The 24,683-nt window shown below is 57.8% G+C and carries 26 protein-coding genes and 1 pseudogene; 8 read left to right on the top strand and 19 right to left on the bottom strand.

The features are described from left to right. Window positions 1–34: 34 nt before the first annotated feature. Together AVO44_RS18145 and AVO44_RS21640 are read right to left on the bottom strand one after the other, a co-directional pair. Window positions 35–976 carry a hypothetical protein gene (locus AVO44_RS18145; RefSeq protein WP_205626557.1) on the bottom strand — a complete coding sequence of 314 codons (942 nt, stop codon included), beginning with the start codon at window positions 974–976 and terminating at the stop codon, window positions 35–37. A gap of 687 nt (window positions 977–1,663) precedes the next feature. Further along, window positions 1,664–2,130 (bottom strand): annotated as a pseudogene (locus AVO44_RS21640) (site-specific integrase); the annotation flags it as partial. 219 nt (window positions 2,131–2,349) lie between these two features. Here AVO44_RS21640 and AVO44_RS18135 point away from each other — a divergent pair. From AVO44_RS18135 to AVO44_RS21635, 3 genes are all read left to right on the top strand, one after another. After that, window positions 2,350–3,585, top strand: coding sequence for a DUF2254 domain-containing protein (locus AVO44_RS18135; protein WP_267885782.1), 1,236 nt, complete (start codon window positions 2,350–2,352; stop codon window positions 3,583–3,585). A gap of 142 nt (window positions 3,586–3,727) precedes the next feature. Further along, on the top strand, window positions 3,728–4,567 hold the full coding sequence (locus AVO44_RS18130; RefSeq protein ID WP_233422021.1) for an MFS transporter: 840 nt from the start codon (window positions 3,728–3,730) through the stop codon (window positions 4,565–4,567). 7 nt (window positions 4,568–4,574) lie between these two features. Next, window positions 4,575–4,937 (top strand): hypothetical protein, encoded by a 363-nt coding sequence (locus AVO44_RS21635; protein ID WP_233422020.1) that lies wholly within the window; start codon window positions 4,575–4,577, stop codon window positions 4,935–4,937. Between the two features lie 26 nt (window positions 4,938–4,963). Here AVO44_RS21635 and AVO44_RS18125 read toward each other — a convergent pair whose 3' ends face one another. Genes AVO44_RS18125 through gdhA form a run of 5 tightly spaced genes read right to left on the bottom strand, consistent with a single transcriptional unit; the run spans window position 4,964 to window position 10,416 of the window. Beyond that, complete coding sequence (locus AVO44_RS18125; protein ID WP_068340182.1) at window positions 4,964–5,668, bottom strand: hypothetical protein; 705 nt, start codon at window positions 5,666–5,668, stop codon at window positions 4,964–4,966. A gap of 60 nt (window positions 5,669–5,728) precedes the next feature. Then, on the bottom strand, window positions 5,729–6,490 hold the full coding sequence (locus tag AVO44_RS18120; RefSeq protein WP_068340179.1) for a gamma-glutamyl-gamma-aminobutyrate hydrolase family protein: 762 nt from the start codon (window positions 6,488–6,490) through the stop codon (window positions 5,729–5,731). Then, window positions 6,487–7,440 carry an amidoligase family protein gene (locus tag AVO44_RS18115; RefSeq protein WP_169794874.1) on the bottom strand — a complete coding sequence of 318 codons (954 nt, stop codon included), beginning with the start codon at window positions 7,438–7,440 and terminating at the stop codon, window positions 6,487–6,489. Before AVO44_RS18115 ends, AVO44_RS18120 begins: the two co-directional genes overlap by 4 nt. A 1-nt stretch (window position 7,441) precedes the next feature. Continuing rightward, window positions 7,442–9,073 (bottom strand): acetolactate synthase large subunit, encoded by a 1,632-nt coding sequence (locus tag AVO44_RS18110; RefSeq protein ID WP_068340173.1) that lies wholly within the window; start codon window positions 9,071–9,073, stop codon window positions 7,442–7,444. Continuing rightward, a complete protein-coding gene (gene gdhA / locus AVO44_RS18105) occupies window positions 9,073–10,416 on the bottom strand; it encodes an NADP-specific glutamate dehydrogenase (RefSeq protein ID WP_082677544.1) in 1,344 nt (447 codons plus the stop codon). The genes AVO44_RS18110 and gdhA overlap by 1 nt, the downstream gene beginning before the upstream one ends. Window positions 10,417–10,698: 282 nt before the next feature. Between gdhA and AVO44_RS18100 the strand changes: the two genes are divergently transcribed. Next, window positions 10,699–10,911: a hypothetical protein gene (locus tag AVO44_RS18100; protein WP_068340167.1), complete on the top strand. Its 213-nt coding sequence runs from the start codon at window positions 10,699–10,701 to the stop codon at window positions 10,909–10,911. A gap of 7 nt (window positions 10,912–10,918) precedes the next feature. Here AVO44_RS18100 and AVO44_RS18095 read toward each other — a convergent pair whose 3' ends face one another. The 4 genes from AVO44_RS18095 to AVO44_RS21490 form a co-directional block, all read right to left on the bottom strand. Next, window positions 10,919–11,134 carry a hypervirulence associated TUDOR domain-containing protein gene (locus AVO44_RS18095; protein WP_068340165.1) on the bottom strand — a complete coding sequence of 72 codons (216 nt, stop codon included), beginning with the start codon at window positions 11,132–11,134 and terminating at the stop codon, window positions 10,919–10,921. Window positions 11,135–11,189: 55 nt separating this feature from the next. Then, window positions 11,190–11,456: a DUF7218 family protein gene (locus tag AVO44_RS18090; protein WP_068340163.1), complete on the bottom strand. Its 267-nt coding sequence runs from the start codon at window positions 11,454–11,456 to the stop codon at window positions 11,190–11,192. Between the two features lie 51 nt (window positions 11,457–11,507). Beyond that, window positions 11,508–12,320 carry a formate/nitrite transporter family protein gene (locus AVO44_RS18085; protein WP_068340160.1) on the bottom strand — a complete coding sequence of 271 codons (813 nt, stop codon included), beginning with the start codon at window positions 12,318–12,320 and terminating at the stop codon, window positions 11,508–11,510. A gap of 461 nt (window positions 12,321–12,781) precedes the next feature. Next, window positions 12,782–13,045 carry a hypothetical protein gene (locus tag AVO44_RS21490; protein ID WP_068340157.1) on the bottom strand — a complete coding sequence of 88 codons (264 nt, stop codon included), beginning with the start codon at window positions 13,043–13,045 and terminating at the stop codon, window positions 12,782–12,784. Window positions 13,046–13,084: 39 nt separating this feature from the next. On the opposite strand from AVO44_RS21490, the gene AVO44_RS21630 reads away from it, so the two are divergent. From AVO44_RS21630 to AVO44_RS18075, 3 genes are read left to right on the top strand one after another with little or no spacing between them, the layout of a single operon-like run. Continuing rightward, window positions 13,085–13,279 (top strand): hypothetical protein, encoded by a 195-nt coding sequence (locus tag AVO44_RS21630; RefSeq protein ID WP_233422024.1) that lies wholly within the window; start codon window positions 13,085–13,087, stop codon window positions 13,277–13,279. Continuing rightward, window positions 13,188–13,487, top strand: a complete 300-nt coding sequence (locus tag AVO44_RS21485) for a DUF1214 domain-containing protein (protein ID WP_233422023.1) — start codon at window positions 13,188–13,190, stop codon at window positions 13,485–13,487. Before AVO44_RS21630 ends, AVO44_RS21485 begins: the two co-directional genes overlap by 92 nt. A gap of 33 nt (window positions 13,488–13,520) precedes the next feature. Further along, complete coding sequence (locus AVO44_RS18075) at window positions 13,521–14,006, top strand: DUF1214 domain-containing protein (RefSeq protein ID WP_068340156.1); 486 nt, start codon at window positions 13,521–13,523, stop codon at window positions 14,004–14,006. A 260-nt stretch (window positions 14,007–14,266) separates the two neighbouring features. Here AVO44_RS18075 and AVO44_RS18070 read toward each other — a convergent pair whose 3' ends face one another. Together AVO44_RS18070 and AVO44_RS18065 are read right to left on the bottom strand one after the other, a co-directional pair. Further along, window positions 14,267–15,793, bottom strand: coding sequence for an aromatic amino acid ammonia-lyase (locus AVO44_RS18070; protein ID WP_068340154.1), 1,527 nt, complete (start codon window positions 15,791–15,793; stop codon window positions 14,267–14,269). Window position 15,794: 1 nt separating this feature from the next. Next, the gene (locus AVO44_RS18065) at window positions 15,795–16,802 is read right to left on the bottom strand and encodes an ornithine cyclodeaminase family protein (RefSeq protein ID WP_068340151.1); all 1,008 of its coding nucleotides are present in this window, start codon (window positions 16,800–16,802) and stop codon (window positions 15,795–15,797) included. Window positions 16,803–16,908: 106 nt separating this feature from the next. Between AVO44_RS18065 and AVO44_RS18060 the strand changes: the two genes are divergently transcribed. Then, window positions 16,909–17,823, top strand: coding sequence for a LysR family transcriptional regulator (locus AVO44_RS18060; RefSeq protein ID WP_068340148.1), 915 nt, complete (start codon window positions 16,909–16,911; stop codon window positions 17,821–17,823). A gap of 83 nt (window positions 17,824–17,906) precedes the next feature. On the opposite strand, the gene AVO44_RS18055 is transcribed toward AVO44_RS18060, so the two are convergent. The 6 genes from AVO44_RS18055 to AVO44_RS18030 all read right to left on the bottom strand — a co-directional run bounded on the left by AVO44_RS18055 (window position 17,907) and on the right by AVO44_RS18030 (window position 24,635). Next, complete coding sequence (locus AVO44_RS18055) at window positions 17,907–18,179, bottom strand: relaxase/mobilization nuclease domain-containing protein (RefSeq protein ID WP_157770029.1); 273 nt, start codon at window positions 18,177–18,179, stop codon at window positions 17,907–17,909. Between the two features lie 427 nt (window positions 18,180–18,606). Beyond that, on the bottom strand, window positions 18,607–19,260 hold the full coding sequence (locus tag AVO44_RS18050) for an ABC transporter ATP-binding protein (RefSeq protein WP_068340142.1): 654 nt from the start codon (window positions 19,258–19,260) through the stop codon (window positions 18,607–18,609). 2 nt (window positions 19,261–19,262) lie between these two features. Continuing rightward, a complete protein-coding gene (locus tag AVO44_RS18045) occupies window positions 19,263–20,030 on the bottom strand; it encodes an ABC transporter permease (RefSeq protein ID WP_068340138.1) in 768 nt (255 codons plus the stop codon). A gap of 10 nt (window positions 20,031–20,040) precedes the next feature. Then, entirely contained in the window at window positions 20,041–21,261 is a 1,221-nt protein-coding gene (locus tag AVO44_RS18040; protein WP_068340135.1) for a KpsE/RkpR family capsule polysaccharide export protein, read from the bottom strand. Continuing rightward, window positions 21,262–23,337 (bottom strand): capsular polysaccharide biosynthesis protein, encoded by a 2,076-nt coding sequence (locus tag AVO44_RS18035; protein ID WP_099045681.1) that lies wholly within the window; start codon window positions 23,335–23,337, stop codon window positions 21,262–21,264. A 35-nt stretch (window positions 23,338–23,372) separates the two neighbouring features. Next, complete coding sequence (locus AVO44_RS18030) at window positions 23,373–24,635, bottom strand: stealth conserved region 3 domain-containing protein (protein WP_082677541.1); 1,263 nt, start codon at window positions 24,633–24,635, stop codon at window positions 23,373–23,375. Between the last annotated feature and the right edge of the window lie 48 nt (window positions 24,636–24,683).

Genomic DNA, 24,683 nt, shown 5'->3' with positions numbered 1-24,683 from the left:
GACGTCCAACTAAAATGAACCGTACTATGCATCTTCAATTCGTTGGCCGTTCAATGAGTGTGGCAATTATACTTAGAGAGTAGCCAGACGCAGAGTAACCCATTGCTGTATAGTAGATTGTCGAGCCATTTTCATCCTCTGACCGCGAGAAGCACGCGAGTTCATAGCAACCGTATGCGTCGTTTTGCTCACCGAATTGCCAGGCCATTAGGTTTCGGCCGTGAGCTTCGCCGATTAGGAATGTTGCCTCGACATTTTCCCGATCTTCTCCGGTTGAAATTACGATAGCTAGATCGCGGAAGTTCCGTAATAAAGCTTCCTCGCGCTGAGCAGCGAGCCAACTGGGATCCAACTCTGGCTTGTCAATCCGCTCGCCCTGAAAGAGCGCCGCACCCATTCTGTTCATTTGTTGTAGTTCATCAGAAAATTGCAGCGCGACTTGATCAAGTTGCTCTTGCGTCAAATACTCTGGCTGGCCATCAAGCGCGGGCAGATTTGGCACGGATGTTATGACGGTCACGAGTAGAGCCGTGCTGATAAAGTTGGCACAAAAGACCCACAAAGCGTTCAAAATCGAGGCTCGCACGTGGAAAACACGATACATCAGAACCAATGCTAAGAGTTCCACTGCTGTGTCGAGCATAACCAGGGCAATCAACGTCGCAGCTGCTTCGACAACCATTCCATAGCCGAACATGCCAGTTACCAGAGGTGCCAGAATGGTATACATCATCATCCCGACAACGGGGTAAAGCGGTACGCCCAAAGCGCCACTGGCCAAATTCGCAGCAACCGAAATGCCGAAAGCAATTCGCCAAGTGGTTTTAAAGGCAAACCGAAAAACAATTGCCTCAAGAATGATTGCTGCCGGGATTGCCCACCAGTACCAGATGCGGAGTGTTGCAACGAAGAAGAACATTGGGACGTCAGCGGACGCTGCGATAGCCCCAGCCAACCAAAAGAACAGTGCAATCACAAGAACTGCAATTTCTCGCCGGTCAAGCATAACACAGGCTCCCACCCCAAGTCGTTGCAAACTACTCGCCAAGCGTCAACATCGCTATGATCCACGTCAATCGCTGGTAGGCGGAGGTCTCGCTCTGAAAACGCAATAAGTATCCGCCATCCGTGGTAAGCAGAACAGTAGAACGGCGATAAGAGCTCAATGGAGTCATTCGCTGTGTTCGGCATTAGTGACCGCTAAGCAGACAAGCCCGAACTTGAACTTCAGCCTCTCGCTGACGCAGCATCCGTTCGCACTCGCGGCGGGCCTGTCGTTGCGATGCAGCGCGCGTCACCGAAGCAGCAGTTCGCGAGCGGTGTTTAGGTCTAAGTAGAAACGCGCTTTTGCAGCCGCTTGAGCCTGCGGCTCAGACGCGAACAGTATAGAGTTTGACGTGCCGCTCGATCGGCAGGCCGCAAGTTGTCCATCTACCGCTCATTCCTGAGCAGTTTGATGTTGCAAGGGCATCGCGACGCTCAGTAACAGCATCAAGCTACACCAAATCGACAGACCGGGGGCGGCCCGTCGATGGACCTGCGCTTGTCCGAATCTGGCCGAAAGTCGAACGTCAACACGGGCTCGGCACCGACGACCACCGCGCGAAAGACGAACAACCGCATCAAAATGGCGAGTGGCCGAGCCGCTCGCCACGACGGGCCAGATGTCTATGCGCTCTGCAATTCCTAGAGCATCTTCGAGTGCGACGCCCAGGTATCGAACAGTGCTATCGCACCTTGTTGCGACCAAGCAGCAGTTGGACAGCGCGAAGGTTACCAGTCTTTCGATAAATTTCCGCGACCTTTGTACTGGCGCGTTGATATGTGTGGGCGGTCGTGAAACCGACTTGGAAACATGAATCGGCACGCAACCATCTCAGGCGCATTGATCCAGCTCAGGACGGTTTCGCGTGTGTTTTGAGTTAGTTCGAACTGAACGGGTCGCTTCGTCTTGTTTTGGATGACGGAAATCCGTTCGCGTACGCGTTCTTCTTTGACAAGATCTGACACCACGAGTTCCAGCCGAGCGCGGATCGCTTAGACTTGTTTTGGCAGAAAAGGTCGTTTTTGCCCGATGATCCGCCCCTTTGGTTCCGAAGCGATCTCTCGTTCTGTGAGCGCATGACTGATCTGCCCACTTTTTGAAATGTAGGGGACAGAACCTGCAAAATCGGGAGATCCCAGTGCTGACGCGGTCGAATTCAGGTCTTGGACGGGAAACGCCCTACTGTTTAGATTGCGACGACCCGAGACGTCGGAGCAGATGCCGATCAATATCGGCGAAGCGAAATTTAATCCTAATTGGTTCAGCGAGGGCCTGAATTGACGTCGAAGTTTCTTTGGCAAATCGTGAGGCAACTGCGCAAAGTTTGGGTTCGCGCTGTGGCGCTGGCGCTGCTCGCAGTGGTGGCGGTCGGCGTCGCGCAGCTGGTCGCGCCCCTGATACCGCAGTCATGGACGGGGAGTATCGGGGTCGAGTCGATCGATCAGGTACTCAACATCCTCGCGTCTTCGATGCTTGCTGTAACGACATTCTCACTGGGGATCGCGATCTCGGCCTTCTCGGCTGCTGCGAGCACCGCCACCCCCCGTGCGTCGGCTCTGCTTCAGCAGGATCCAACCACGCAGAACGTTCTTGCGACTTTCCTCGGCGCATTTCTGTTCAGCCTTGTGGGAATTATCGCGCTTCAGGCCGGCTACTTCAGCAGTACCGGCCGGGTGGTTTTATTCGCGGCCACCGCCGGGGTCATCGCGCTGGTCGTGCTGGCGCTCCTGCGCTGGATTAGTCACCTCATGACCTTTGGACGCATGGAAAATACCCTCGATCGGGTGGAGGCTGCGGCGGCAAGCTCGCTCGAAACGCGGCTTGCCAATCCGTTTCTGTGCGCCCGGCCTCTTGTTTCGGGAATTCCGACCTCCTGCGTTCCTCTCTGTGCATCCGGGGCGGGCTACGTGCTCCATGTCGACGTCGGAGCGCTCGACAGGGTCGCGGGAGATCTGAATGCCAAGGTCTGGCTGGATGCGCTACCGGGATCGTTCGTGCACGAGGCACAGCCATGTCTCTACATTGAGCGCGAGATCGGCGACAAGGACGCATTGGAGAAGCTCCGAGAGGCCTTCACGATTGGCACCGAGCGGAGTTTCGATCAGGATCCGAGGTTTGGCCTCATCGTTTTGTCAGAGATTGCCTCCCGCTCTCTTTCGCCAGCCGTCAACGACCCCGGAACCGCGATCAGCGTTCTGGGGCGGCTTGTGCGGATTCTCGCTCGTTGGAGGGACGATCCGTCCTCGGAGATCGCGTACCTGAACGTATTCGTGCCGCCGGTCAGTTCGGCGGACCTGATCGTTGATGCATTTCGGCCCATCGCCCGGGACGGCGCCTCTTGCATCGAGGTTCAGCTAAGGCTTCAGAAGGCTCTGCATGCGCTGGCCTCGATTCGCCCGAACGTCTTCGCCGATCCGGCGTCGAAGATGGCCACGGACGCCGACTCATGGGCACGCGAGTCCATGAGCGCGTCTGACTACGCCGTACTGAAGTCAGCTCCGAAAGCGGGGGCCAACTCTGAGGAACGGGAGGTAGGGTAGGCGCACGTGACCCCGGCCGTGCCGACACCCGTCCCGGCTGAACGAACCCGACGCCCGCTTGCCAAGCGACCAGACGGACGCCTGCTTCGATCGCGGCGCTTCGCGGTTGCAATCAGATCGCGGATCACGGAGTCAATGGGCCATGAAACGGAATATCTTCATTCATATCGGGTCGCTGTCGTCGACCAAGACGGCCGACGGCCTCATTGATCCGAAGCTCGTACTTGCCTGGCTCATGAACGCGATCGGAGCGCAAGGCTACCTGATCGGCCTTCTGGTCCCCGTCCGCGAGGCGGGGTCGCTGCTTCCGCAGCTTCTGCTCGCGCGGCGGGTCGAGCACTCGGCGATCCGCAAGTACTATTGGGTCGCGGGGTCTGTAGTGCAAGGCCTCGCCGCCTTCGGCATTGCCGCTTCTGCGCTTCTTCTTCCCGGTCAGCCGGCGGCACTGTTGATCGTGGGGTGCCTCGCCGTTCTGGCGGTCGCCCGATCCGCCTGCTCGGTCAGCTACAAGGACGTGCTCGCGCGCACGGTCGAAAAGGGCCAGCGCGGCCGGGTGTCCGGAGCCGCGAGTACGATCTCAGCGATCGCGGTCTTCGCCTTCGCGATCCTGCTGGCGACCGGCACGCTCCCGCGCGAGCCTTCCTACGTGGCTGGCGCCATCGCGGTCGCCGGTGTTCTGTGGCTGTTTGCCGCCGGCCTCTTCAGCACGCTTGAGGAGAGAGTTGATAAGGGCGCAGAGGCATCGGAAGACGCGCTCGGCGACCTTGTTCGCCCGTTACAGGAAGATGCCGAGCTTCGGAGCTACATTGCGACGCGGGCGCTCCTGATCTCAACGGCCCTGGCACCCCCCTTCCTCGTGCTCCTCGGTAGCGACCGTGGGGCAGAATTCGGAAACCTTGGACTGCTTCTCCTGGCCTCGTCTATTGCCGCTATCGTCTCCGCTTACGTCTGGGGGGGCGTCGTCGGACCGATCAAGTCGTAAGACCCTCATGTTGGCGGGCCTCCTCGCCGCGCTGAGCTATGCGGCCGCCGCTGTCTGGGGGCTGACGGAGGCAGATGCTGTCGGCGGTCCGATCGTGGCGGGTTTCGTCTTTGCGGCACAGATCGCCTACGAAGGCGCCCGCGCAGGTCGGAAGACACATCTGACGGACATGGACACCGGCGGGCGAAAGGCGGTCTACACGGCCTTGTCGAATTCGCTGATTGGGCTTCTTTTGCTGGCCGGGGGGTTGCTTGGCCTACTTGCCGATGTTGCAGGGCCTGAGGGCGTGCTCGCCCTTCTCGCGCTCATGAGCGGCGCGTCTGTATTCACAGGCACGAAGCTTTCAGAAGTGCAGCGTGAGAAGGACTGAGGTTGGTAATGCGGCTGATAGCGACTTTAGCTTAGGCCGTAGTATGATGCGACGCGGTCAATCCAGTGCCGGTCCAGCCCGTCAAATTGTTCAAGCTCCGGGCTTTCACCAAGCTTTTTCTTGTCGACCGCCAATACGGTTTCGCTGTCAGTGCTGCCGACCTCCTCGACCAGTGATACCGGCAGCACGTGCTGCGATTTTGGCACGGTTATGCCTGTATCTACGGTGATGTGGGTTGCAGTCATCGTGTCCGCTTCGACAATAAAGCCGATCACGCTGCCGATTGTCTCGGATGTGTTCACAGCCTTCGAAGAAGCTGCGGCAACAAACGAAAAGTACTGATCCTGCGTGCCGATTGTCGAAAAGAACGCCTTGGTGACCGTTTCTTCATCGGCTCCAAAAATGAGCTCGGGCAGCACCGACAAATCACCGTCCTCGAGGAGCGACGCCCCACCGAGTAATTGTTGCGCCTCGGCCTTTTCCTTTGTCAGGTCAACGCGCAGCGTCCGCTCGCCCGGGGAGACGTCCGAAATGGCGCTGCTAGGCACGACGGCAAGCCGGTTCTCCAGAATTCCCCCGGTGTCCAGCACCAGATGACTGACCTGCCAGCTGTTGCGCTCCAGAAAGACATCGACGACCGATGCCTCGAAGTCCTTCGCTTTAGCAGAAAAGCCAACCAAGTCATTTAGGGAAAAGAGCAAATCAACCTCCGCTTTTGTGTCCGGTACCAACGCATTTCAGTTTTGGCAGGCCGGTTCTGCCGTCTTTCGAACTTAGAACATAGCCCGCTTTCAGGCTTTTCCAGCTGGATCGGAATTGTCGCGCCCGATCCGCGCCGCTTCGTCCTGCAACCCCAGGTCCACGGTACGACCCTGCGGACGGTTCACCCTGTACGCTTGCGCAGCAAGGACGAGCGCCTTGAAAAGCCGGCGGTGGCCCGTGCGGTAGAACAGGTGTTCGGGATGCCATTGGACCCCTATCGCGAAGGGGTCTGCCATACGCTCGATTGCCTGTACCATTCCGCCGTCGTCTCTGGCCGCCACTCCGATATTCTCACCCAGCTTTTCAACGGCCTGCGTATGAAGGGCGTTTACACTTAGGGTGCTAGTCTGGAGGATCTGACCCAAGCGGGTGCCTTCGTCGATCTCGACAGCTTTGCGCGGAAGGATCGTTTTGTAGAAACGCGACGGAAAGGCGCTGTAGGCGTCTTGGTGCAACGTGCCTCCAAGCGCCACGTTGAGCATCTGCGACCCCCTGCAAATGCCCAAGACCGGGATGTTGGCCGCGGCGGCCTCGAGCACGATGCGTTTTTCCATCTCATCCCGGTCAGTATCCAGGCGTGCCCGGGCGGAAATCTTGCCGCCATAGAGCATTGGTGAAATGTCGTCGCCCCCGCCGATGACGACCCCGTCAACCGCGTCAAGATCGATTGCCGATGCGGTCTGCCAGCGCAGCGCCTTGCCACCAGCTAGCCAGATGTTGAACGCCATTAGGGGAAAGATACGCCACCCGCTGCGCTGCGATACGGTTACGCCGATGTTCGGCCGCGTCATACCGGGATCTCCAATCCGTGCGCCGCCAGAACAGTGTGGCATGTCTCGACCCAATCGGCCCGCACAGCACGACCCGCCGCCCGGTATTCCAGCCAAGCACCGCACAGGTCGGCAAGGACTGCCTCATCGGCGGCTCGTTCGATAACCGTCCAGCGGTTCCATTCTGCTGTGACGCTCCAGCCCGCATCATCGAGGCGGCAATCGGGCAGGCGATAGTGAAACGTTGGCCGTGCCGACACGGCGGTGTCGTCGATGCGGTTCGTGACTGCGTCGGGGTCGAGATACGCAAAGATGGGTAGCATATCGAGCGACGTATTCCGCGTAGGATTCTCTTCGAGGTAAATCTCCGTCAACGCGTCGAGACTACAGCCGCGCTCTGCCACCAGTCGATCGACCAAAGTCTGCGGATAGGGCGATGTAAACGGCAAGAGACGTCGGGACGCGTCGATTTGCATGACCTCTCGCAGGGCCGCCTCCAGCAAGGCGAAACTTGTCAAAACACCACCGAGATGCTCCGAAGTATGTTCTGCGATCTCGATGTTCAGATGTACGCCGAAGCCTAACAGAATACCGCCGGACGTGCCTGTCGCACCTTGATCGGCCAACATGGCGATCGTTTCGTCAAGCCGGGGCAGCATCTCGGGTGGGATGGGCGGCGTCACAACTTCCACCGGAACCACCAGTTGCGCAAGATCGAGCCCCGCTTTATGCAACCATGTTTCTGCGTCTTTGCGAAATCGGGTGTCGAGATACACCTCGAGATCACCGAAGACCGTACCGCGCACCGCGTAGTCGTGGGGACCATCCTCGCTGACGCTCCCTCCGCAGATCGTGCAGATTTTCCTTGCCACCTCAGCGGCCGCGAGATTGCCCAGTTCGATTTCTACGCCGACGCGCCGAGGGGACCCGTCGACCGTTTCCGGCACCGGAAGACTTTGAACGCGGGTCATATCAGCTTTTGTCATCAAAATTCGGCCCCAAACCTTCACTGTAGTCGACCTTCAGGGTGATCAGCACAGGTCCGTCACTCTTCCGGCACGATCGAAGCGCGGGAGCAAGATCAGCATAGGTCTCGACGGGAATGTGTCGCCATTTGAAGGCGCGGCACAGATCGGCCCAGTCGGGATTGCCGAAGGCAAGGTCAGTATGCGACCCCGCTTCGCTTTCCTGCTTTTCCTCAATCAGGCCGTACCCGCCATCCTCCCAGAGCAAGACGGTCAGCGGAGACTTCAGACGCACTGCGGTCTCCATGTCCTGCACATTCATCAGGAATTCACCGTCCCCGACAATGGCGATTGCACGCCCCTGCTGCTGCAAATCCGCTGCCACCATCGCGCCCGGAAGCGCTATTCCCATCCCTGCTGAACCGTTCGCGATGATGATCTGGCCGGGGCGCTTTGCCGCGAGCGACCGGGCAACCTTGAGCTTGTGGGTGCCGACGCCGGACACGACCGTGTCTTGCTCCCTCAGTTGTTCCTCGACGACCGCCAAGATGCCTTCCGGCAAAAGCTGTGCTGAGCTGCCTGACGGCCTAGGTCGAGCGCGCTCGCTCCGGATCTTTTCTTGCGCCTTCCGCGCCTCTTCAAAGATCCCCCATTGGCGGTCTCCCAAGGCGCTCGATAAGGCGCTGAGGGATGCATCGATGTCACCCGCGACGTCGGCGACGACCTCCCAGCCAAGATCCGCCGCTGCCGCTGTTTCCGCGATATGTAGAACCCGTGGTCGCCCGTCGCCAGAAAATCCGGCTGGCGATGTCTCTATCGCGTCGAAGCCGATGGCCAAGACAAGGTCAGCCGCCCGAACGGCGCGATCAACGTGATCCTCGAAAGGCTGTCCAATTGTTCCAAGGCTCAGAGGATGCGTCGCTGCCACGATCCCGTTGCCCATGAATGTTGTTGCCAGCGGTAGATCATGCGCTTCTGCAAAGTCGACGAGACGATGTGCGGCACCTGTGCGGACAACCCCTGCACCGGCCACGATCATCGGCATTTCAGCGTTCGACAAAAGGCTGGTCGCGTTCGCGATTGCATCGCTGTGCGAAATAACCCGTGTGCGGGTTGGAACGGAACGCGGCTGTGCTTCGACATCCTGCGCGGCGACGTCCTCCGGAAGTGACAGATGCACCGCGCCGGGGCGCGGGGCGGTTGCGACGCGCAGGGCCTCAACGACGGCGCCGGGGATTTCACTTGCATCCATCAGAGTTTGTGAATGCTTTGTCACCGGCGCGAACAGAGCAGTCAGGTCAATTACCTGATGACTTTCCGACAAGGCTAATCGGTCCGTGCTGCCCTGGCCCGTGATCGTGAGAAGTGGCGCGTAATCCAGCGTGGCGTCCGCAACCCCGGTGACGAGGTTTGTTGCCCCAGGCCCAAGCGTGGCAAGGCAAGCCGCCGGACGCCCGGTCATGCGACCATACACTGACGCCATGAAGGCCGCGCTCTGCTCATGCCGGGTCAACACGAACCGGATCGACGAGGTCTTGAGCGCCAGCATCAGCGCGGTGTTTTCTTCACCCGGCAATCCATAGATCACCTCAATTCCGGCCGCTTCGAGACAGGCCACGAAGAGTTCCGCGCCAGTCATCACACGATCCCGAAGCTGGAAATGGCCTCTGCGACCTTCCGGTAACCGGCGATGTTCGCACCACGGCGGTAGTTAAACCGATCACTCTTGCGCCCCTCGTCGGCGGCGCGGTCATGAATCTCGCGCATGATCGATTTCAACGCAGTATCGACCTCTTCTGCCGAGGAAAATTGCCGGTGTGCGTTCTGGCTCATCTCTAGACCCGAGATTGCCACACCGCCCGCGTTCGCCGCCTTTCCGGGCCCGTAGACGACCCCGGCCTGTTCAATATGTGCGACCGCTGAACCGGTCAGAGGCATGTTGGCGCCTTCGGCAAGATACCGCAAACCCGCATCGACGGCCGCCTTTGCATCGCTTTGTTCAAGCTCATTTTGCGTCGCACAGGGTAGAGCAACACTGGCTTCGATCCCCCACGGCTTCTCTCCAGCCTTGTAGACAAGCCCAAGACGCGCCGGTGCGTCGGCGACATCTCGATCTTCCGAGCGTGCAGTCCGTATCCATTCGAGCGCTTCCGCATTCAAGCCGTCTTCTGCCAGGATCGTTCCGGCCGAATGTGAGAGCGAAACGACCGTGCCTCCTTCAGCAATTGCCTTCTCTGCGGCATGAAGTGCCACGTTTCCCATGCCAGAGATCGCAATTCGCTGCTCGGCAACATCCTCAGACTTTTCCGCCAACATGGCTTGCAGAAAGTAGATCAGCCCATAGCCCGTGGCCTCGACACGCATGGCGCTGCCGCCGAAGCTATCACCCTTGCCGGTCAGTGCGCCGGTGAACTCGCGGTGGTGCCGCTTGTAGGCCCCGAATAGAAAGCCGATTTCGCGCGCTCCGACATTAATGTCGCCCGCTGGCACGTCGCGATCGGGTCCGATATGATGAGCCAGTTCCGCCATGAAGGCGTGGCAGAAGCGCATGATTTCGCTGTCGCTTCGGCCGCTTGGGTCGAAGTCCGCCCCGCCTTTGCCGCCGCCGAGCGGCAGGCCGGTCAGTGCGTTCTTAAATACCTGCTCGAAGGCCAGAAACTTCAACACCGACGGACTGACGGTCGGATGAAACCGGATGCCCCCTTTGTACGGGCCGATAGCGTTTGACATCTGCACGCGCCAGCCGCGATTGACCTGCAGCGCACCACTGTCATCCTCCCAATCCACCCGGAAAGAGATCAACCGGTCGGGCTCGGTCAGCCGCTCCAGAACACGCGCCGCTGCGTAGGCGCTGTTTGCCTTTTCGACGGTCAAAACGTCATTGGCGACCTCTTCGACGGCTTGCAGGAACTCCTGCTGCCCAGCGTTGCGGGAGCTGATGCGTTCCATGAAGTCTTTGACCAGTGTCTCTCGCGATGCCACGGCACCCCCTTGTCCATCTCAATATTGGATCAGACGCGAGGAACTAGCGTCTAAGCGGTACTTGTCGAGGTTTAGGAGAGGCTGCCTACCCTTGCACATGCCTGGCGTGAGACCCAGTACCGCGCAGTACTTAGTGCATCAATTGCCTCAGATCATCCGGTAAGGTGGTGTGGCCGGCTGGGTAACTCACCCACTCGGTATATAGATGAGAGGACTTGTGGATACGGTATCTTCGCGACAGCCAACACCGCAATGAACGCGCGTTCCAGAGCCATTCACTTGATGTCGCTGAGCTCGGGACGCATCTTCGTCATCTATCTGCCGCTGGCTTGGATCGGCGTACTGGCATTCGGATACACCGGCATCCTCGCCGCAGCAGTCGCGGCCAATTTGCTCGTCGTCTTGGGTGCCCTCATAGCGGCCCAGTCCGTCGGTCTGTTCAGGACCCGCAAGCGGCTGATCGCGGTGCCCGCGCAAGCGTTTTCGACGGCCTGATCTTCGCTTACGCGGGAGAGAGTTCGGCTCCCGACTTCAAAACCTGATCCCCGTCTGATTGCTCGATCAGATAGGCAGGGTCTTCCTGGCTCGCCTTGCGTTTCACCTCGGTGCCCTTGATCGTCTTTGTAACGTCGTCGGTGAACCGTTCGACGACCTTGCCGGTGCCGGTGCCATCGCCCCACCGCCACTTCACCGAGTCGCCGCTTTCATAGTCACTCATCGGTTGTCTCCTGTTTCTATAGTTTTGAGAGCACAATCCACGATGCACTGTTGGTTCAGGTCTTGTCCCGAAGGGCCTCGATCAACACGTCTTTCGACATGTCCCACCGCCCCTCGATGCCGAGTTCGGTAGCTCTCTTGAGCAGGTCGTCCCTGGTCCACTCCTCGTAGGGCGGAGCCTTGCCACCTTTCTTGCTTGGTGACATGTCATCGCTCGCCTGTGCATTGGCGATGCGCGCGGCTTTCTTCTTGGAATAGCCATCGTCGCGCAGCGCCTCGTAGGTGTCGTCGTCCTTGATTGAGGGCCCATGATCCTTGCTCATTCGATATCCTCCTTAACCAGCTATTTTCCCTTCTGACGCAGCTTGTCGGACCTATTTTGATCCATTATCCACCTCTTCTTGGACTTGCCCCCAAGCCATGAGGGTGAAGATAACTGTGCCGCCGACGACGTTGCCGAAAAAGACCGGTATGAAAAAACCAAAAGCCGCCTCAGCAACCCCTTTGGCCCCCGTCAGAAGCAGGAACCACATTTCGACCGAGCCCGCGACGATATGTGCGAAATCGCCCGCCGCGATAAGCCAGGTGAACGCGATGATGAGCCAGAATGAGGAGGCCAGCGACTGTGGAAGCATCCAGACCAGAGCCGCGACAAGAACGCCTGCCGGGATGGCGCGGGCAAAGGCAACGCCGGGAGAAAAGCCCAAAGCATGCTCGGAAAGCTCTGTGATCGCCGGAAGGAGATCGGACGGGATTGCGGGCGTGAACGCAAAGAGCGAGGCGGCGCAAAACGCTCCGACCACATTTGCCGCAAGAACGGTGCTCCATAGACGTAAAACACGGCCGAGCATCGTGCGCGTCGGCGAGGCGACGAGCGGAAAAACCGTGGTGATCGTGTTTTCTGTGAAAAGCTGCAAGCGCCCCATGATGACAAGAAGAAAGCCGAAACTGTAACCAAAATTCTCGATCAGATAACGTCCGGGGGTATCCGGGAGATAAGTGCGTAATATGGCTTCAGCGAGCACTGAGAAGCTAATCATTATCCCAGCGGCAAAACCGGACCAGACCAAAGACTTATGAGGTCGTTCGAGCTCTTCTTTGCCTTCGCGTCGAATGACTTCATAGATCTCGCGCGGCGCAAGGCCTGTTGCCTCCTCGATAGCTTCCTTTTCTGTCGTGTCGTTCATCTGCGGTGACTTAGTCCGATTTCACGTTTGGGGTAGCGCCTTCACACCAACGTCGGGTGAAATCGCGTTCTCCACGCCGTTTAATGGATTTGACTATTGTTTTGGCTCATTGATTTACGCGCCCTGTCTCTGTTCACTCGACGTTCTTCGGAGACGATGTCGTTGTCTCAAGAAAGCACGGGTGCTGCGCAGACGGGCGAGCAGGTCGTACTGTGAACGAATAACCGCGATCTCTGCCGCCGCGCGGCGTCATGAACCAAGCACGTGCATCTATTCACGTGCTGCGCGCGCAGCAGAAAAGCCCAAGGTGCCAGTTGGGCTCGCTCCGGACCTTAGCTGCAAGGTATGGGAATGAAAAAAAGCGGACTTTTCTGTCATTTAGGCAGATCAATGCTTGGCTTCGGTAAGTCTTTAATAAGGCTGATTGTATGTTCGGCAGGGGGACGTGCTATATGATGAGCCTAATTCAACTCGGTCCGATCATAGCTCTGACGATCGGTCTTTTCTGTGCGCCAGCATTGGCGCAGTTCGCCGACGACAACCTGGACGCTCTCTTGGACGCCCGCTAGATTCCGATCACGATCGCTAACTTCAACCGCGCCGCTACAGACATCGAGTTCGCCAAGTATGTCGCGCTCGCGGGCGGGCTGAACCGCTTCTACCATTTCCGCGAACCGACGCCCGTAGACAATCAGCCGACGGTCAGCATGAACCGCGAGACGCATTATAGCGCCCCGAACGTCGACATCATCTAGGGCGCAAGGTTGACCCTGCCCGAGGTGGGGGATCGGTACATGTCGGCGATGATCGTCAACCAGGATCACTACATCAACGAGGAGTTCCACGGTGGTGGCACCAACCCGCTGGATATGGAGACCTTCGATACGCCCTACGTCGCGGTCGACATACGCCTTCTGGTCGATCAGCCTCTACAACGCTCAACGCTTCTTCGAACCTAACGCGCTCGACGCCTGCATCGTCAACTCGGTTATGGGCGCGCGCAACGATGACGGCTCCATGACTGTGCATTTCGGTGGCTGCGACAACGGGCGTGAGAATTGCCTGCCGCTCATGGACGGGTGGAACTACACCGTGCGGATGTACCAGCCGGGGCCTGAGATCCTCGACGGGTCGTGGACCTTTCCTACCGTCCAGCCGGTGATCTAATAGAGAGGACAGTGAAAATGCGACGCCTTCTTCTTGCCCTCGCCGCAGCACAGGGCCGTCAGCGACCTGGCAGCGGTCGTCGGGCTTGAGTCCACCACCTCCTTCGGTCGCCGAGGCGAAATTGACCCGCTCGACCATTTGATCGGAATGGCAGGCTGGGCTGGGCAACCGGGCACCACGGCTCAGGGAATCGTCGATGCCGTCGAGGTGAATGACGGCGAAACACCCCATGTGGTGACCGTCAAGGACGTGCCGGCGGACGCCTTCTGTACGATCACCGTCTACGACGCCGAGGGCTGCCTGGCGCCCAACGATCTCGGCCGGAACATCTACAACCAGACCTCCGCCACGCCAAAAGACGACGGCTCCTTCACCATCCATTTCGGCGGCTGCGAGGACGGTCGGATCAACTGCATCCCAATCACGCCGGGCTGGAACTACACGATCCGCCTATATCAGCCCCGCGCAGAAATCCTCGACGGAAGTTGGGTATTCCCCGACATTCTTTCCGCCGGGTGATATTGACCTCGGAACTTTGAAAAGCTGAACACCCCGAAATGGTCCAAGGGACAGCCGCAACGGCCCCTCTCGACACCTTCGCCGCGCTGGTCACCCGTGGCCTGCTCGGGAAACAGCCCGGTTTTCTACGTGGTTTGTGAACAGGTAAGACGCCGGACAAATCGGACTGGCGCAAGTGGGGCCATGGCCCGCTGCCCTGTTGAATTGTCTTTGTCACGGCCCTCTCTTTTGATGCCTGCTACTGAAGGCAGCCCCGCAGTTCAGGGAATGTTGCTCGCCAGCCGTGGTTCTGCGGTAAATCGGTTCTGCGAAATGCTTTCCGCCAGCCGTTCGATGTCTTCTGCCAGAGGGCGGTCTTCATTCAACGCAGGTGATATCTCACGGATTTGCCGGCAGCTGCCAGAGAGAAAGCTGCCCAAAGACCCGGCGGTTCCGCGCAGCTCGACCGCCTGACAGGCAACCAACAACTCAATCGCGGTCAGCCGCTGCAGGTGCCCAGTGATCTGGAGCAACGCTTTCACCGTGGCTGGAGAATTGGTCAGGCAATCCTCCACCCCGTTGGCATTCAGGCTTGGCCAGACCGGCACTGGCTGTGCTGTATGGGCCAGCTCGCAGAACAGCGACTCGGCCACTTTCATCACGGGCGCAAACCCGTTAGAGGAGCTGTCCGGCATCGCCAGGAAATTCGGCAGGCCGCTGAACTCTGGGTTCAAGAGCTTTGCAGTCCGCGCCAGCTGTGCCGCTGCCAGCGGCACAAGCGAGCGGCTAAGGGTTTCTACCGCGCTGGTGATCTCGGCGGTGAAATAGGCGCCGCAAGAGGTGATCTCGCCCTTTTCAGCAAAGGCAACGGGGTTGTCGCTGGCGCTGTTTATTTCCAGTTCCAGGCACTCCTCAGCCCGCGTCAGCGCCATGCCTGCAGCACCATGGATCTGGGCAATGTTGCGAAACGACAGCGGATCCTGCAGCCGGCGCGCGTGGCCGGGTTCAAGCAACGCGCCGCCTTCCAGCCTCCACCGCAGTCCCTCGGCCGCCTGCAATTGGCCTGGATGGGGTTTGACCATCAGCACGTGGTGCGCCAATGGCCCGGTGTTGGCCCTAAACCCCTCCATCGACAGGGCGGCGGCGGTCTGTGCCGCCTCAAAGACACCGGCTGCACCGGAGACTGCCAAGGCCGCCATGCCGCTGACGGTACTTGAATGATTGGCCAGCGCCAGCCCGTCGCGCGGTGCCAAATTCAGCGGCTTGATGCCATGGGCCTCCATCATGTCTGCGCTTGGCCCGACCCGACCCTTAGAATCACGCATTCGCCCCCCGCCAATGAGTGACAGGCCAGCAGTTGCATTAAGCACCAGGTCCGCCGCTCCGATCGACCCAATTTGCCCGACAACCGGAGTGAGGCCCGCATTCAGGCAGGCGGCAATATGCTCTGCGACCTCGGGCCTGGCGGCGCTGTGACCTTTGAGCATGGTGTTCAGCCGCACGATCAAGCCCGCTCTGACAAGCTCCGGGGCTTCTTCCGGACCAATGGCATGGGCCCGACCGCGCAGGGTATGGACGGAGAACTCCGCCAATGCCTCTGCGCTCAGCACTTCGGTTGCACGGGCGCCCAGACCCGTGGTCACTCCATAGACCGGAACCCGGTCCCGGATGGCCTGGCCGACCAGAGCATGGGAGCGTGCCATGGCTTCCAGCCCCGCAGGCGCAAGCTCGATGGGTGCAGCATTCCTGGCAGCCTGGCTGAGCGCCTCAACCGTCAGCGAAGTGCCATCCAGCCGGAGCTTCTCCATCTCAGGCGTCCCGGTACAGAAGGTTCTGAACGATGCCCAGGTCACGGGCCTTTTCCAGAATCCGAGCGCCCAGGGCGATATCCCCGGTAGACATGCCGCGGTGCCAGAACAGGATTGTTTCATCGTCAGCTTCCCGGCCCGGCTTCAGCCCGGCGGCAATCTCACCGATTTCGGCATAAAAGCTCTCCTCGCTGATCAGTCCCGCATCGATATGCGGCCGCAGCGCCCCAAGATGCCCGGCCCGCATCTGCCCCAAATCATCCATCACGAACTTGTCGAAACCTTTGGTGAAATCCAAAGGCAGCGCGCTCATCGTGCCGTAGGGCACGACCAAGGCCCCTTTCTTTACCCAAGAGCGGTGGAACATCGGGGTAGGCTGGTTGAGCCGGGTCGCTTCGATCAGAATGTCGGCTCCGTCCAGGCAGCTTTGCCAGTCTTCTGTGACGATGATCTGCTTGCCCAGATCGCGGCTGAGCCTTTCTCCAAAGGCATCGCGGCTTTCCGGGCGACGTGAATGCACTCGGATTTCTTCGAAATCGAACAGATGGTCCAGCAAGCGCACGTTCCAGTATGAGGTGCCGCGGGCACCCACATGACCCAGCACCCTGGGTTTCTTCGGACCCAACCATTTGGCACCAAGTGCTGTTAGCGCTCCGGTTCGCATGTCGGTAATTCCGGCCGCATCAATCACTGCACGCGGCACGCCGGTACGCGGGCAAAACAGGTTCAAGAGCGCCAGCTCTGACGGTAGCCCTTGCTTGTAGTTGTCGACAAAATCGCCAACTACCTTGACCCCGGCATAGCCCAAAGGCTCGACATAGCCGCGCAGCACGTTGAAATGCCCGTTGAAGGCCGGATCCGGGGTCAGATGCATGCGCGGCTCGATCACCGTTTTACCCTGCCCGGCAGCAATCAGCCCCTGTTCAACAGCATCCAGGATATCGTCATTGGTGAGCGCCACTTGATCAATCTCCGGCTGCCCCAGATACTCAATCTCAATCTTTGCCATGCGTGTCTCTCCGAGTTTGCTGCATCATGGGATTCTGACGCTGGCATTACAGATCGAAAAATGTAAGCGTTGCCTAAGATTTTCTGATTCAAAGCGAGCAAACCTGATGCGGCTTCCTCCGCTCAACTCCTTAAAAGCTTTTGAGGCCACAGTGCGCCTGGGCGGCTTCACCTCTGCGGCGGACGAACTTGGTGTTTCCCCGGCGGCAGTCAGCATGCAGGTCAAGAAAGCCGAGGAATTCCTTGGAAAAACTCTTTTCCGCCGAACCCACAATAGCCTGCTGCTGACGGATGCGGGACGGTCCTACTATCCGGCCATTGCAGAAGCGCTGATGGGGATATCGACCGTTACAGATCAACTCCTGGAAACCGAGGCGCGCTCCCGGATTGTCATCAGCACTATCCAGTCTTTGGCAGAAATTTGGGTAGTTCCCGCAGTTTCACGGTTCCGCAAGCATTACCCCGGTACCGGTATCGAACTGCGGATTGAGCCGGACCCGGTGGACTTGCTACGCACACAGGCTGACATCCGGATCACCTATGAAAGCCACCTTTATCCGCAGCATTCTTCGGTTCCCATGTTCCGGGACACGGCTTATCCGTATTGCACCCGGGACTTTTACAATCGGTATATTGCAAAGGGGGGAATTGCCGCAGTGCCGGACAACCTGCTGATCCATACTGACTGGGGTGAACAATACGCCTCACACCCGACTTGGGCGGGTTGGTTTCGTGCCGAGGGCGTCGCCAAAACCCCCGACATGCGCAAGGGTCTGCGTGCCGGCGGTGCTGCCGTTGCCTTCGCTCTCGCTGTGCAAGGGGCTGGCATTGCACTAGTTCCCAAATTTTTGACGGACGCAAAGCCGGACAAAGACCAATTCACCTTCCCCGCTCGGCGAGGGTTGCCCCTGCCCTACGACTATTTCGCAATCACCCCTAGAACGGACGCAGCAACCGCGGCCGGACAACGAGAGCGTCTGGTGAAGAAAATGCTCAATGAATTAGTTCCCGCTTCGCCATAGCGCCGCTTAATGAAGCGATCGGGGGCGGTTGCAAAATGTCTTCATCATTGAAGTGTATCGCCAGCACGGCCATTTTCCGCGACTTAGACCGAATTGCTATCCTTCGAGACGTCCAGTCCCAGACGCGCAGCCATGGTGATTTGATTGCAATCTGTTTGCAGCGCAGACAGACGCGGGGCAATCCTCTGACCGTCAAACGCTGTGCGCGATACGGCGATGTGAATGTGATCGCAGTTGCTGTCGAAATGACGCGCAGCGATCCATGCTGTTATGAGCGGATCAAGCCCCATGAGATGCAACTGAAAGGCCGCGATCCTTTGCCATGTTGCGGCGTCTTTTCGTAAGCATGTGGTCATACACACAAGCAATCACCGCATAATCCATTGATAAGACGTATATTATTTCTGTCCGTGCGATACATGTGGAAAACCCCGAAGGGATTGCGGAACTTCCAATCTTGGAAAGATTTTGTGCAAACCGGAAGGGCCAAGCAGGGAAATTTGCTTCACGCGCGTTCCTAGTTTGCATAGAGTGCTCGCGGAAAATCCGGATTGTCTACGGGCGGATTTTCGCCTGACTGAAGTCTTTCGAGGCCCCTCAGGGTGCGGGGACAACGAGGGTCAGGGCAAGCCACTTTTGAAACTCTTCCCCGATAAGCTCGCGTGCGTTCAGCAGCGCGACGACAGGTTCTGTATTTACTAGCGCGTGTAGCTGAAGGAGCTGTGTGGCGTAGCGTTCGACCTTTTCGAGGTACATTCTTGGGCTGAAGGTCGGCGGCCATGGTCATGTCAGGTCGCGATTGTAGTCTGCAATCAGGTGGTCGATGTCATCATAAAAATAAATGCCGTCTCTACGCAGAAACAAGCCGCAATCGCAGTAGGTCTTAATAGCGGAGGCCGAGTGGGAGATCATAATGATCTGGCTATGGCCCAGCTTGTCCGTAAAAACCTGCTGGCTCTTGAGTTTGAAATTCTTGTCTCCTACCGCAGTGATCTCGTCGATCAGATAACAGTCGAAGTCGATGGCCATGCTCAGTCCGAAGGCCAGGCGGGCCTTCATACCGCTAGAATATGTCTTGATCGGCAAATTGAGCGAAGCGCCAAGTTCTGCAAAGGCTTGGACGCTATCAATAACTCTTTCGGTATCCTGTCCGTAGATGCGGGAGACGAAGCGTACATTTTCCAGCCCCGTCATGGAGCCGTTGAAACCGCCTGCAAAGCCAAGCGGCCAGGACACTTTCACCGATCTGTAAACGCGGCCGCTATCAGGCTGTTCCGTGCCAGCGATGATCCGCATGAGCGTCGATTTCCCGGCACCGTTGCGGCCCATGATGGCGACGTTGCGGTCTTTGGGAAACCGATAGCTCAGCCCATCGAGGATTTGCTTGCGCACACCCTTAAGCGTGTATGACTTGGAAACATTGACTAGCTCAATCATAGTTACACCCGCTTTTTGCGATAGAGGCGTTCGCCAGCAAGACCGAAAAGTATCAAACCGACAGCGAGACCCAGCGGGTAGGTCTTGCTCAAAACGGTGCTTTCATAGTTTGGATAGAACCCTTCCCGGAACCACTCGACCAGATGCAGAACCGGATTCCATTCTAGGATGGCGATTGCTTCGGGTGGCAGGTTGCTGGGAATGTAAAATATCCCGGACAGAAAGAAGAGCGGCCGGGTGAGGACCCTCTCGATATGCAGCCAGGAGTCCCAGAGCGATACGATCACGGCATTGACCGTGCCGAACCCAAAGCCCAAAAGCGCCGTGGCCGCGAAGGCCTGAATGACAACCTCAGGAAAGGTGGGCATGCTCGAGAGCCCGAGCAGGACAAGGCCGCCATAGAACAACACAAAAACCAGCAGGTAAGTCGCCGAAATCAGGATCACACGGGCGAATATGGCATCGGTTTCCTGGATCAGCGGATAAGTCAGCAATGCCTTGTTCGCGTCGAAACTCGCCATCAGCGTGTTGGATAGCTTGTTGAAAAACTCCAGCGTCAGAATGCCGGTCGCAAAAAACAGTGCAAGGCTCTGACCAAACGGCGGTTGCCGGCCGATCAGCGTGAATATTGTTACGAGCACGGCAACGCTGGCTGCCGGTGTCACGATGGCCCAAAGATAGCCGAACTGCGACGTCCCGAAACTGGCCCTTGTTTCGCGCAAGACCAGCGACCCTATGACCCGAGCTTGCAAAGTCAGCAATTTACCCATGATCCGTCCGTCACGAAATGTGGTCGCGCACGGAATAGGTGACCAATACGCCTATCCCCCACATGCTGATTGCGACCACCGACAAGATGAAGATATTCAACGCTCGGCGCGGATAGATCGCGTCCTCAGGGAGCGATGGGTAGCTGTAAACCGCAAGATACCGTTGCTGCCGGTCCGCATCAATGCGCGCCTGCTCCAAGGAGGACAGGGCTGAGGCATAGGCCTGCTCGGCAAATGTCTTTTCAATCTCCAGGGCTTCATAAGTGGCCAGCAGACCGGTGAGCGGAGAGTCCGGGTTCTCTTTACCCGGTGGTGCCGCGATACCTAAGGTCTGTTCCGCGATCTGCGCCTTCAATGCGTCGGCCTTGCGCTGAAGGTTGATCTTGGCCGGAGAGCTTTCATCGACCCGACCCAGGGCGGCGATACGGGATCTCAGGTCCACAAGCTGCATTTTCAGCGAAGCCAAAAGTTCGATCTGTAACTGCGCACTGGCTGCCGGGTTGATCGACAGTTCCTGATCTCGGAATGTCCGGACCTGCTGCAATACCTCGCGCAGCCGCGCCTCGGCGCGGTGCACCTCGGCCTCGGCAAAGCGCACCGAGTCCCGGCGCGCGGATTCGGACAGCTGGTTTACAAGTGCGCGCGTGTTTTCCAGCACGAGGTTGGCCATCCGCTCTGCATCCTTGGCCTGGAATGCGTCCACATCGAACGTTATGATGCCGGAGGTGGAGTCAAAGGTTGTCGCAATGACCCCGTTCCAATAGTCAACCTGATCTTCGATTGGCAGATTTGGGTCAAGCCGTGACAGGAAATCAACATCACTCGCACTGTATTTTTCCTGGAACGGGAAAGCAGTCTGTATATTTTCAAGCAGATCGCGGCTGTTAAGGTACTTTAAGACAATATAGGATTCCGAAGTTGTTGAACCGCTTGAAGCCATACCTGTAAACGCGCCGACAACGTCGATCCCGCCGCCACCATCCAAGCCGCGGACAGCGAAGCCCGCGCCGGAAACATAGCGATCCGAAGCCACAAGCGTATAGTAGAGCGTTCCCAGTGTGATTGGCAGCAAAACGCAGAACACGAAAGAAAGCGTGAGCCAACGCCGACGCCGGGTTTGCGGTCGCACCTGCGTTCCGGTGTCGCCCGAAGCCGCGCGGCCGGGCGCCAGGGACACCACGGTTCGGGGCGACAGCACCTCGTTCGGGGTATCGACTTTCTCAACCGTCATCTAAAAATTGCTCCTCAATCCGGACGCCACCCAGGCTTGTAGAATGATCCGCAGCCCGCTGCGCCAGAACGGCATCCATCCGGGACCGGTGGCGCGCCACTGCGCCAATTCCTCGACCGCTCGTTCCGGTGTTGTAAAAGCGCCGCTGTCCCGGCTGACATAGGTCGGATACGCAATAAGCGCCCCGGCCACCAATTGATCAAGCGACAGTTTCCGTGTGCGCCGTGGAATTGCGCAGCGATCTTGGGTCAGCCCCCAGCCAGCATAGAAAGGCGATCCATAGCAAGTGACCGAAAGGCCCCGCAAAAGCGCCTCAAATCCTGAAAGCGAACTTATGGTGTGGACCTCGTCCACTTGGTCTAACAATCCGGCCATATCACCGGATGAGACGATTTCATTGCAAAACTGCTTCGCCCCGGCTTCGTCTTCGCCGGAACGGCGCAGCCCGGCAACGACATCGGGGTGCGGCTTGTAGACGATATGGGCGTCCGGATTGGCCGCACGTACAAGTTCCAGAAGGCGCAGATTGGTCCGGGTTTCCCCACCGCCACAGCGGATCGAGGCATCGTTTTCAACCTGCCCGGGCACCAGAATAACGCGCGCCGCCGACGCTGGTTTGCGCCAGGTCGCGCTGCCGGACAAGTTATATTTCGTTATGCGGTTACTTAGCAGATTGTACCGCAATTCTCGCGCCCTCGCGATCAGCGAGTCATCAAAACTCGTGCATTGCAGCAGGGTCTCCAAACGCGACAACCGCGTCGGATCATAATATATTCCCTGATCATCCAGAGCCCACGAAATCGGTGGCACAAGCTCTGCGCCAAGCCCTGAGGACCGCAGGAACCCATCCTCAACCCGCAGGATTCTGCTGGTGGGCGGCAACCCGTCAGGTTTTGTTTCGCCCCACATGACGACAGTGCAATCTGCCGGAATATCGCGTGGGTTCGGCGCGGAAACCACATCGGAGCCTTGCATGAACCGTTGCAAAATTCCGCGTTTCCGAGGTGAAAACCCATACGCATAGACGGTACCCGGGAACCGCTGCCGAAGCTGGCGCTGCAGGCCGATATGGGCCATCACATCTTCAGCCTCACAGGGTTGCTTCGTCTCGGGGTGTAGGTAGCGTGGATAGCGGATCAGCGCCGCATGCACCAATTGCTCCAGTGTTGCCTTGCTGCGACGCTCGGGTGGTGGCAATTCGTCACGGGTCAATCCCCAGCCGGCATAGAATGGCATGCCGAAACAGCGCACTGGCTTGCCCCACATCAACGCCTCGAACCCGACCTGGGAGGTGACCGCATACACCACCTCTGCACGCTCGATCAACTTGGACACATGGCAGTTTTCGGCAATAACCTGCACGCGCGGCATGGCTCGCAACTCCGCCACGTCGAAATGACTGAAGCCGCTGCGATTCAACGCGTCGGGATGAAGTTTTACAATGACGTCCCGCCGTGGATGCTCTGCCAGTGCCGCACGCAACATGCGCGCGAAAGCGGCCCGGTCCGCCTCGCCGTAGCGGATCGACAAATCCCTGGCGACTTGATCGACAACCAACACGTAACTCTCAGGTAATCTACCCTCATAGTCACGCGCCTCGTTGTACTTCGAAAGGCGGTGTTCACGCCACAGAGCAACCAACCGCTTTGCCCTTGCTTCCTGCTTTGTCGTTATCGTCTTTGGAATTAGAACCTCAAGTCGCGACGGGGCACTTGCATCGTAGTAGATGCCAAGGTCGTCAAAAACCAACGAAAGACTCGAAGCCCTCCGCCCGACCGAGCGTAGGAACCCGTCCTCCAGCAAGGTGAATTCTGCCCCCTTCTGCGCCGCAATCGCCACCGCCCGCCGCCCAGACCATTTGCGGCCCCAGCCGATATAGGTCTTGGCGCTGGACGTGAGCAGACGGCTATGAAAGGCCGGAGCAAACCCCAATAGCCCGCGCAGTGTGGGATGCTGCGCAAGGTCCATTGAGGTGGTCAGCGAGTCGCAAGCCACCCCTGTCGCCGACATACGCAACCGCTGGGCGAAAAGGGTGAGCCATTGTGGGGCTTTGCGGAGGCGGCGGATTTTCTTCATTCCGAACAACGAACTCTTCCGAAGAACGCAGATGCCTATTCAGCAGCTTTAACAAAAAACTCAGATTCTTTTGATTCCACTGAATCTACTTGAAAGTTTTCGAAGGTTTTTTCTTGCTCTGGCTTTTCGTAGCTTGAACGCTTTGGAAAATAGGCATTCAAGAAATCCACTAGGTGCTTCTCGTACTCCGGCCACTCGTCGTCCGTCATACGATCATTTAAGCACATAGAAGCAGGAGCGGCGGGCCCGCCTTTCAGTTGCAGAAGTTTTCGGTAGCTGTTTATTGCTCCACGTTGGCGGATGTTAAAGTAGAACCCATGCGTCCGCGTCAACAGCCCGCGCCCCGTCAAAAAGCCGACATGATGATTCAAAAAGCTTGTGAACAATAAGTCTTCCTCACCGCGGAACCGGTTGAGACGGCAATAGTGCAGTTCTTTTTCGAATAGACTTTCATTATCTTGCGCAACTGATTTCCTTTGTGGGTGGAACGTGTGAGCAAACATCGTGTCTAGGTAACAACCCCATTCGCCAAAGATGAGACTGCGCGCATTTTTTGCCGCCCATTGCGTTGGAGTGTCGCTCTCAGACTTTGGTCCATTTGGGAGCCTTGAATTTGTCGAAAACAAATAGGCAAGACCGGTCTCGGTAAAGAAGTCGGTTTTCGATAGTGGTCTGGCAAGCAGAACATCATCGTTAAAGTAGATATAGTGCTCCGAAAGTCCGGGAATACGGTGAATGCAGCTTTCGATGACGTGGGAGTTAAAGGTCGGAAGGTACTGCTCCGGTATAATCTCTTCGTGACTTACTATTGTTACATTTTTGTTGGATGCATCTAGCCAGACAGGAACCTGACCGTTTGTGACAATATAGATATGATTCACCCAAGGCGCATATGCTTCAATGGACCGAAGAGAATAGAGCAGCTCATCTCGGTTTTCAAAACGGCTTTTGTCGGAAGATTCAGAATTGGTTGCCTGATTGGTTTCTTTGAAGCGTGAAAGGACCTCAAAAAAGTTCGAGTCAGCCAGATCCACCCAAGTGTATACTATGTCAACAGGGAAGCTGGCTTGAATAACGCCGATAGGTTGAGGCCGCGGAATTCCGTTTGTCGTTTTTTTAACAGGCGTCGACACATCACGTCTTAGTTTTTTAGTGAGTTTTCTGGCGTTTTCTTGCGCGGTATTAGATCTGTTTATGTCAATCTCCGCCTCAATAGGAAACTTGTTCAATAACATGTCCCGGAAAAACAGGCCGGGTTTGGAAACAAGTTTGCGGCTCTTGGCCATTGCTCTGCTCATAGGTTACCCCTTTGTTATTAAAGTTATCTGGAAAAGGCGCCGTCCCCC

It is taken from the genome of Ruegeria profundi, from assembly GCF_001507545.1.
GTDB lineage: Bacteria > Pseudomonadota > Alphaproteobacteria > Rhodobacterales > Rhodobacteraceae > Ruegeria > Ruegeria profundi.
The sequence above is the reverse complement of the archived record's forward strand: the minus strand, read 5'-3'. Positions and strand labels throughout refer to the sequence as shown.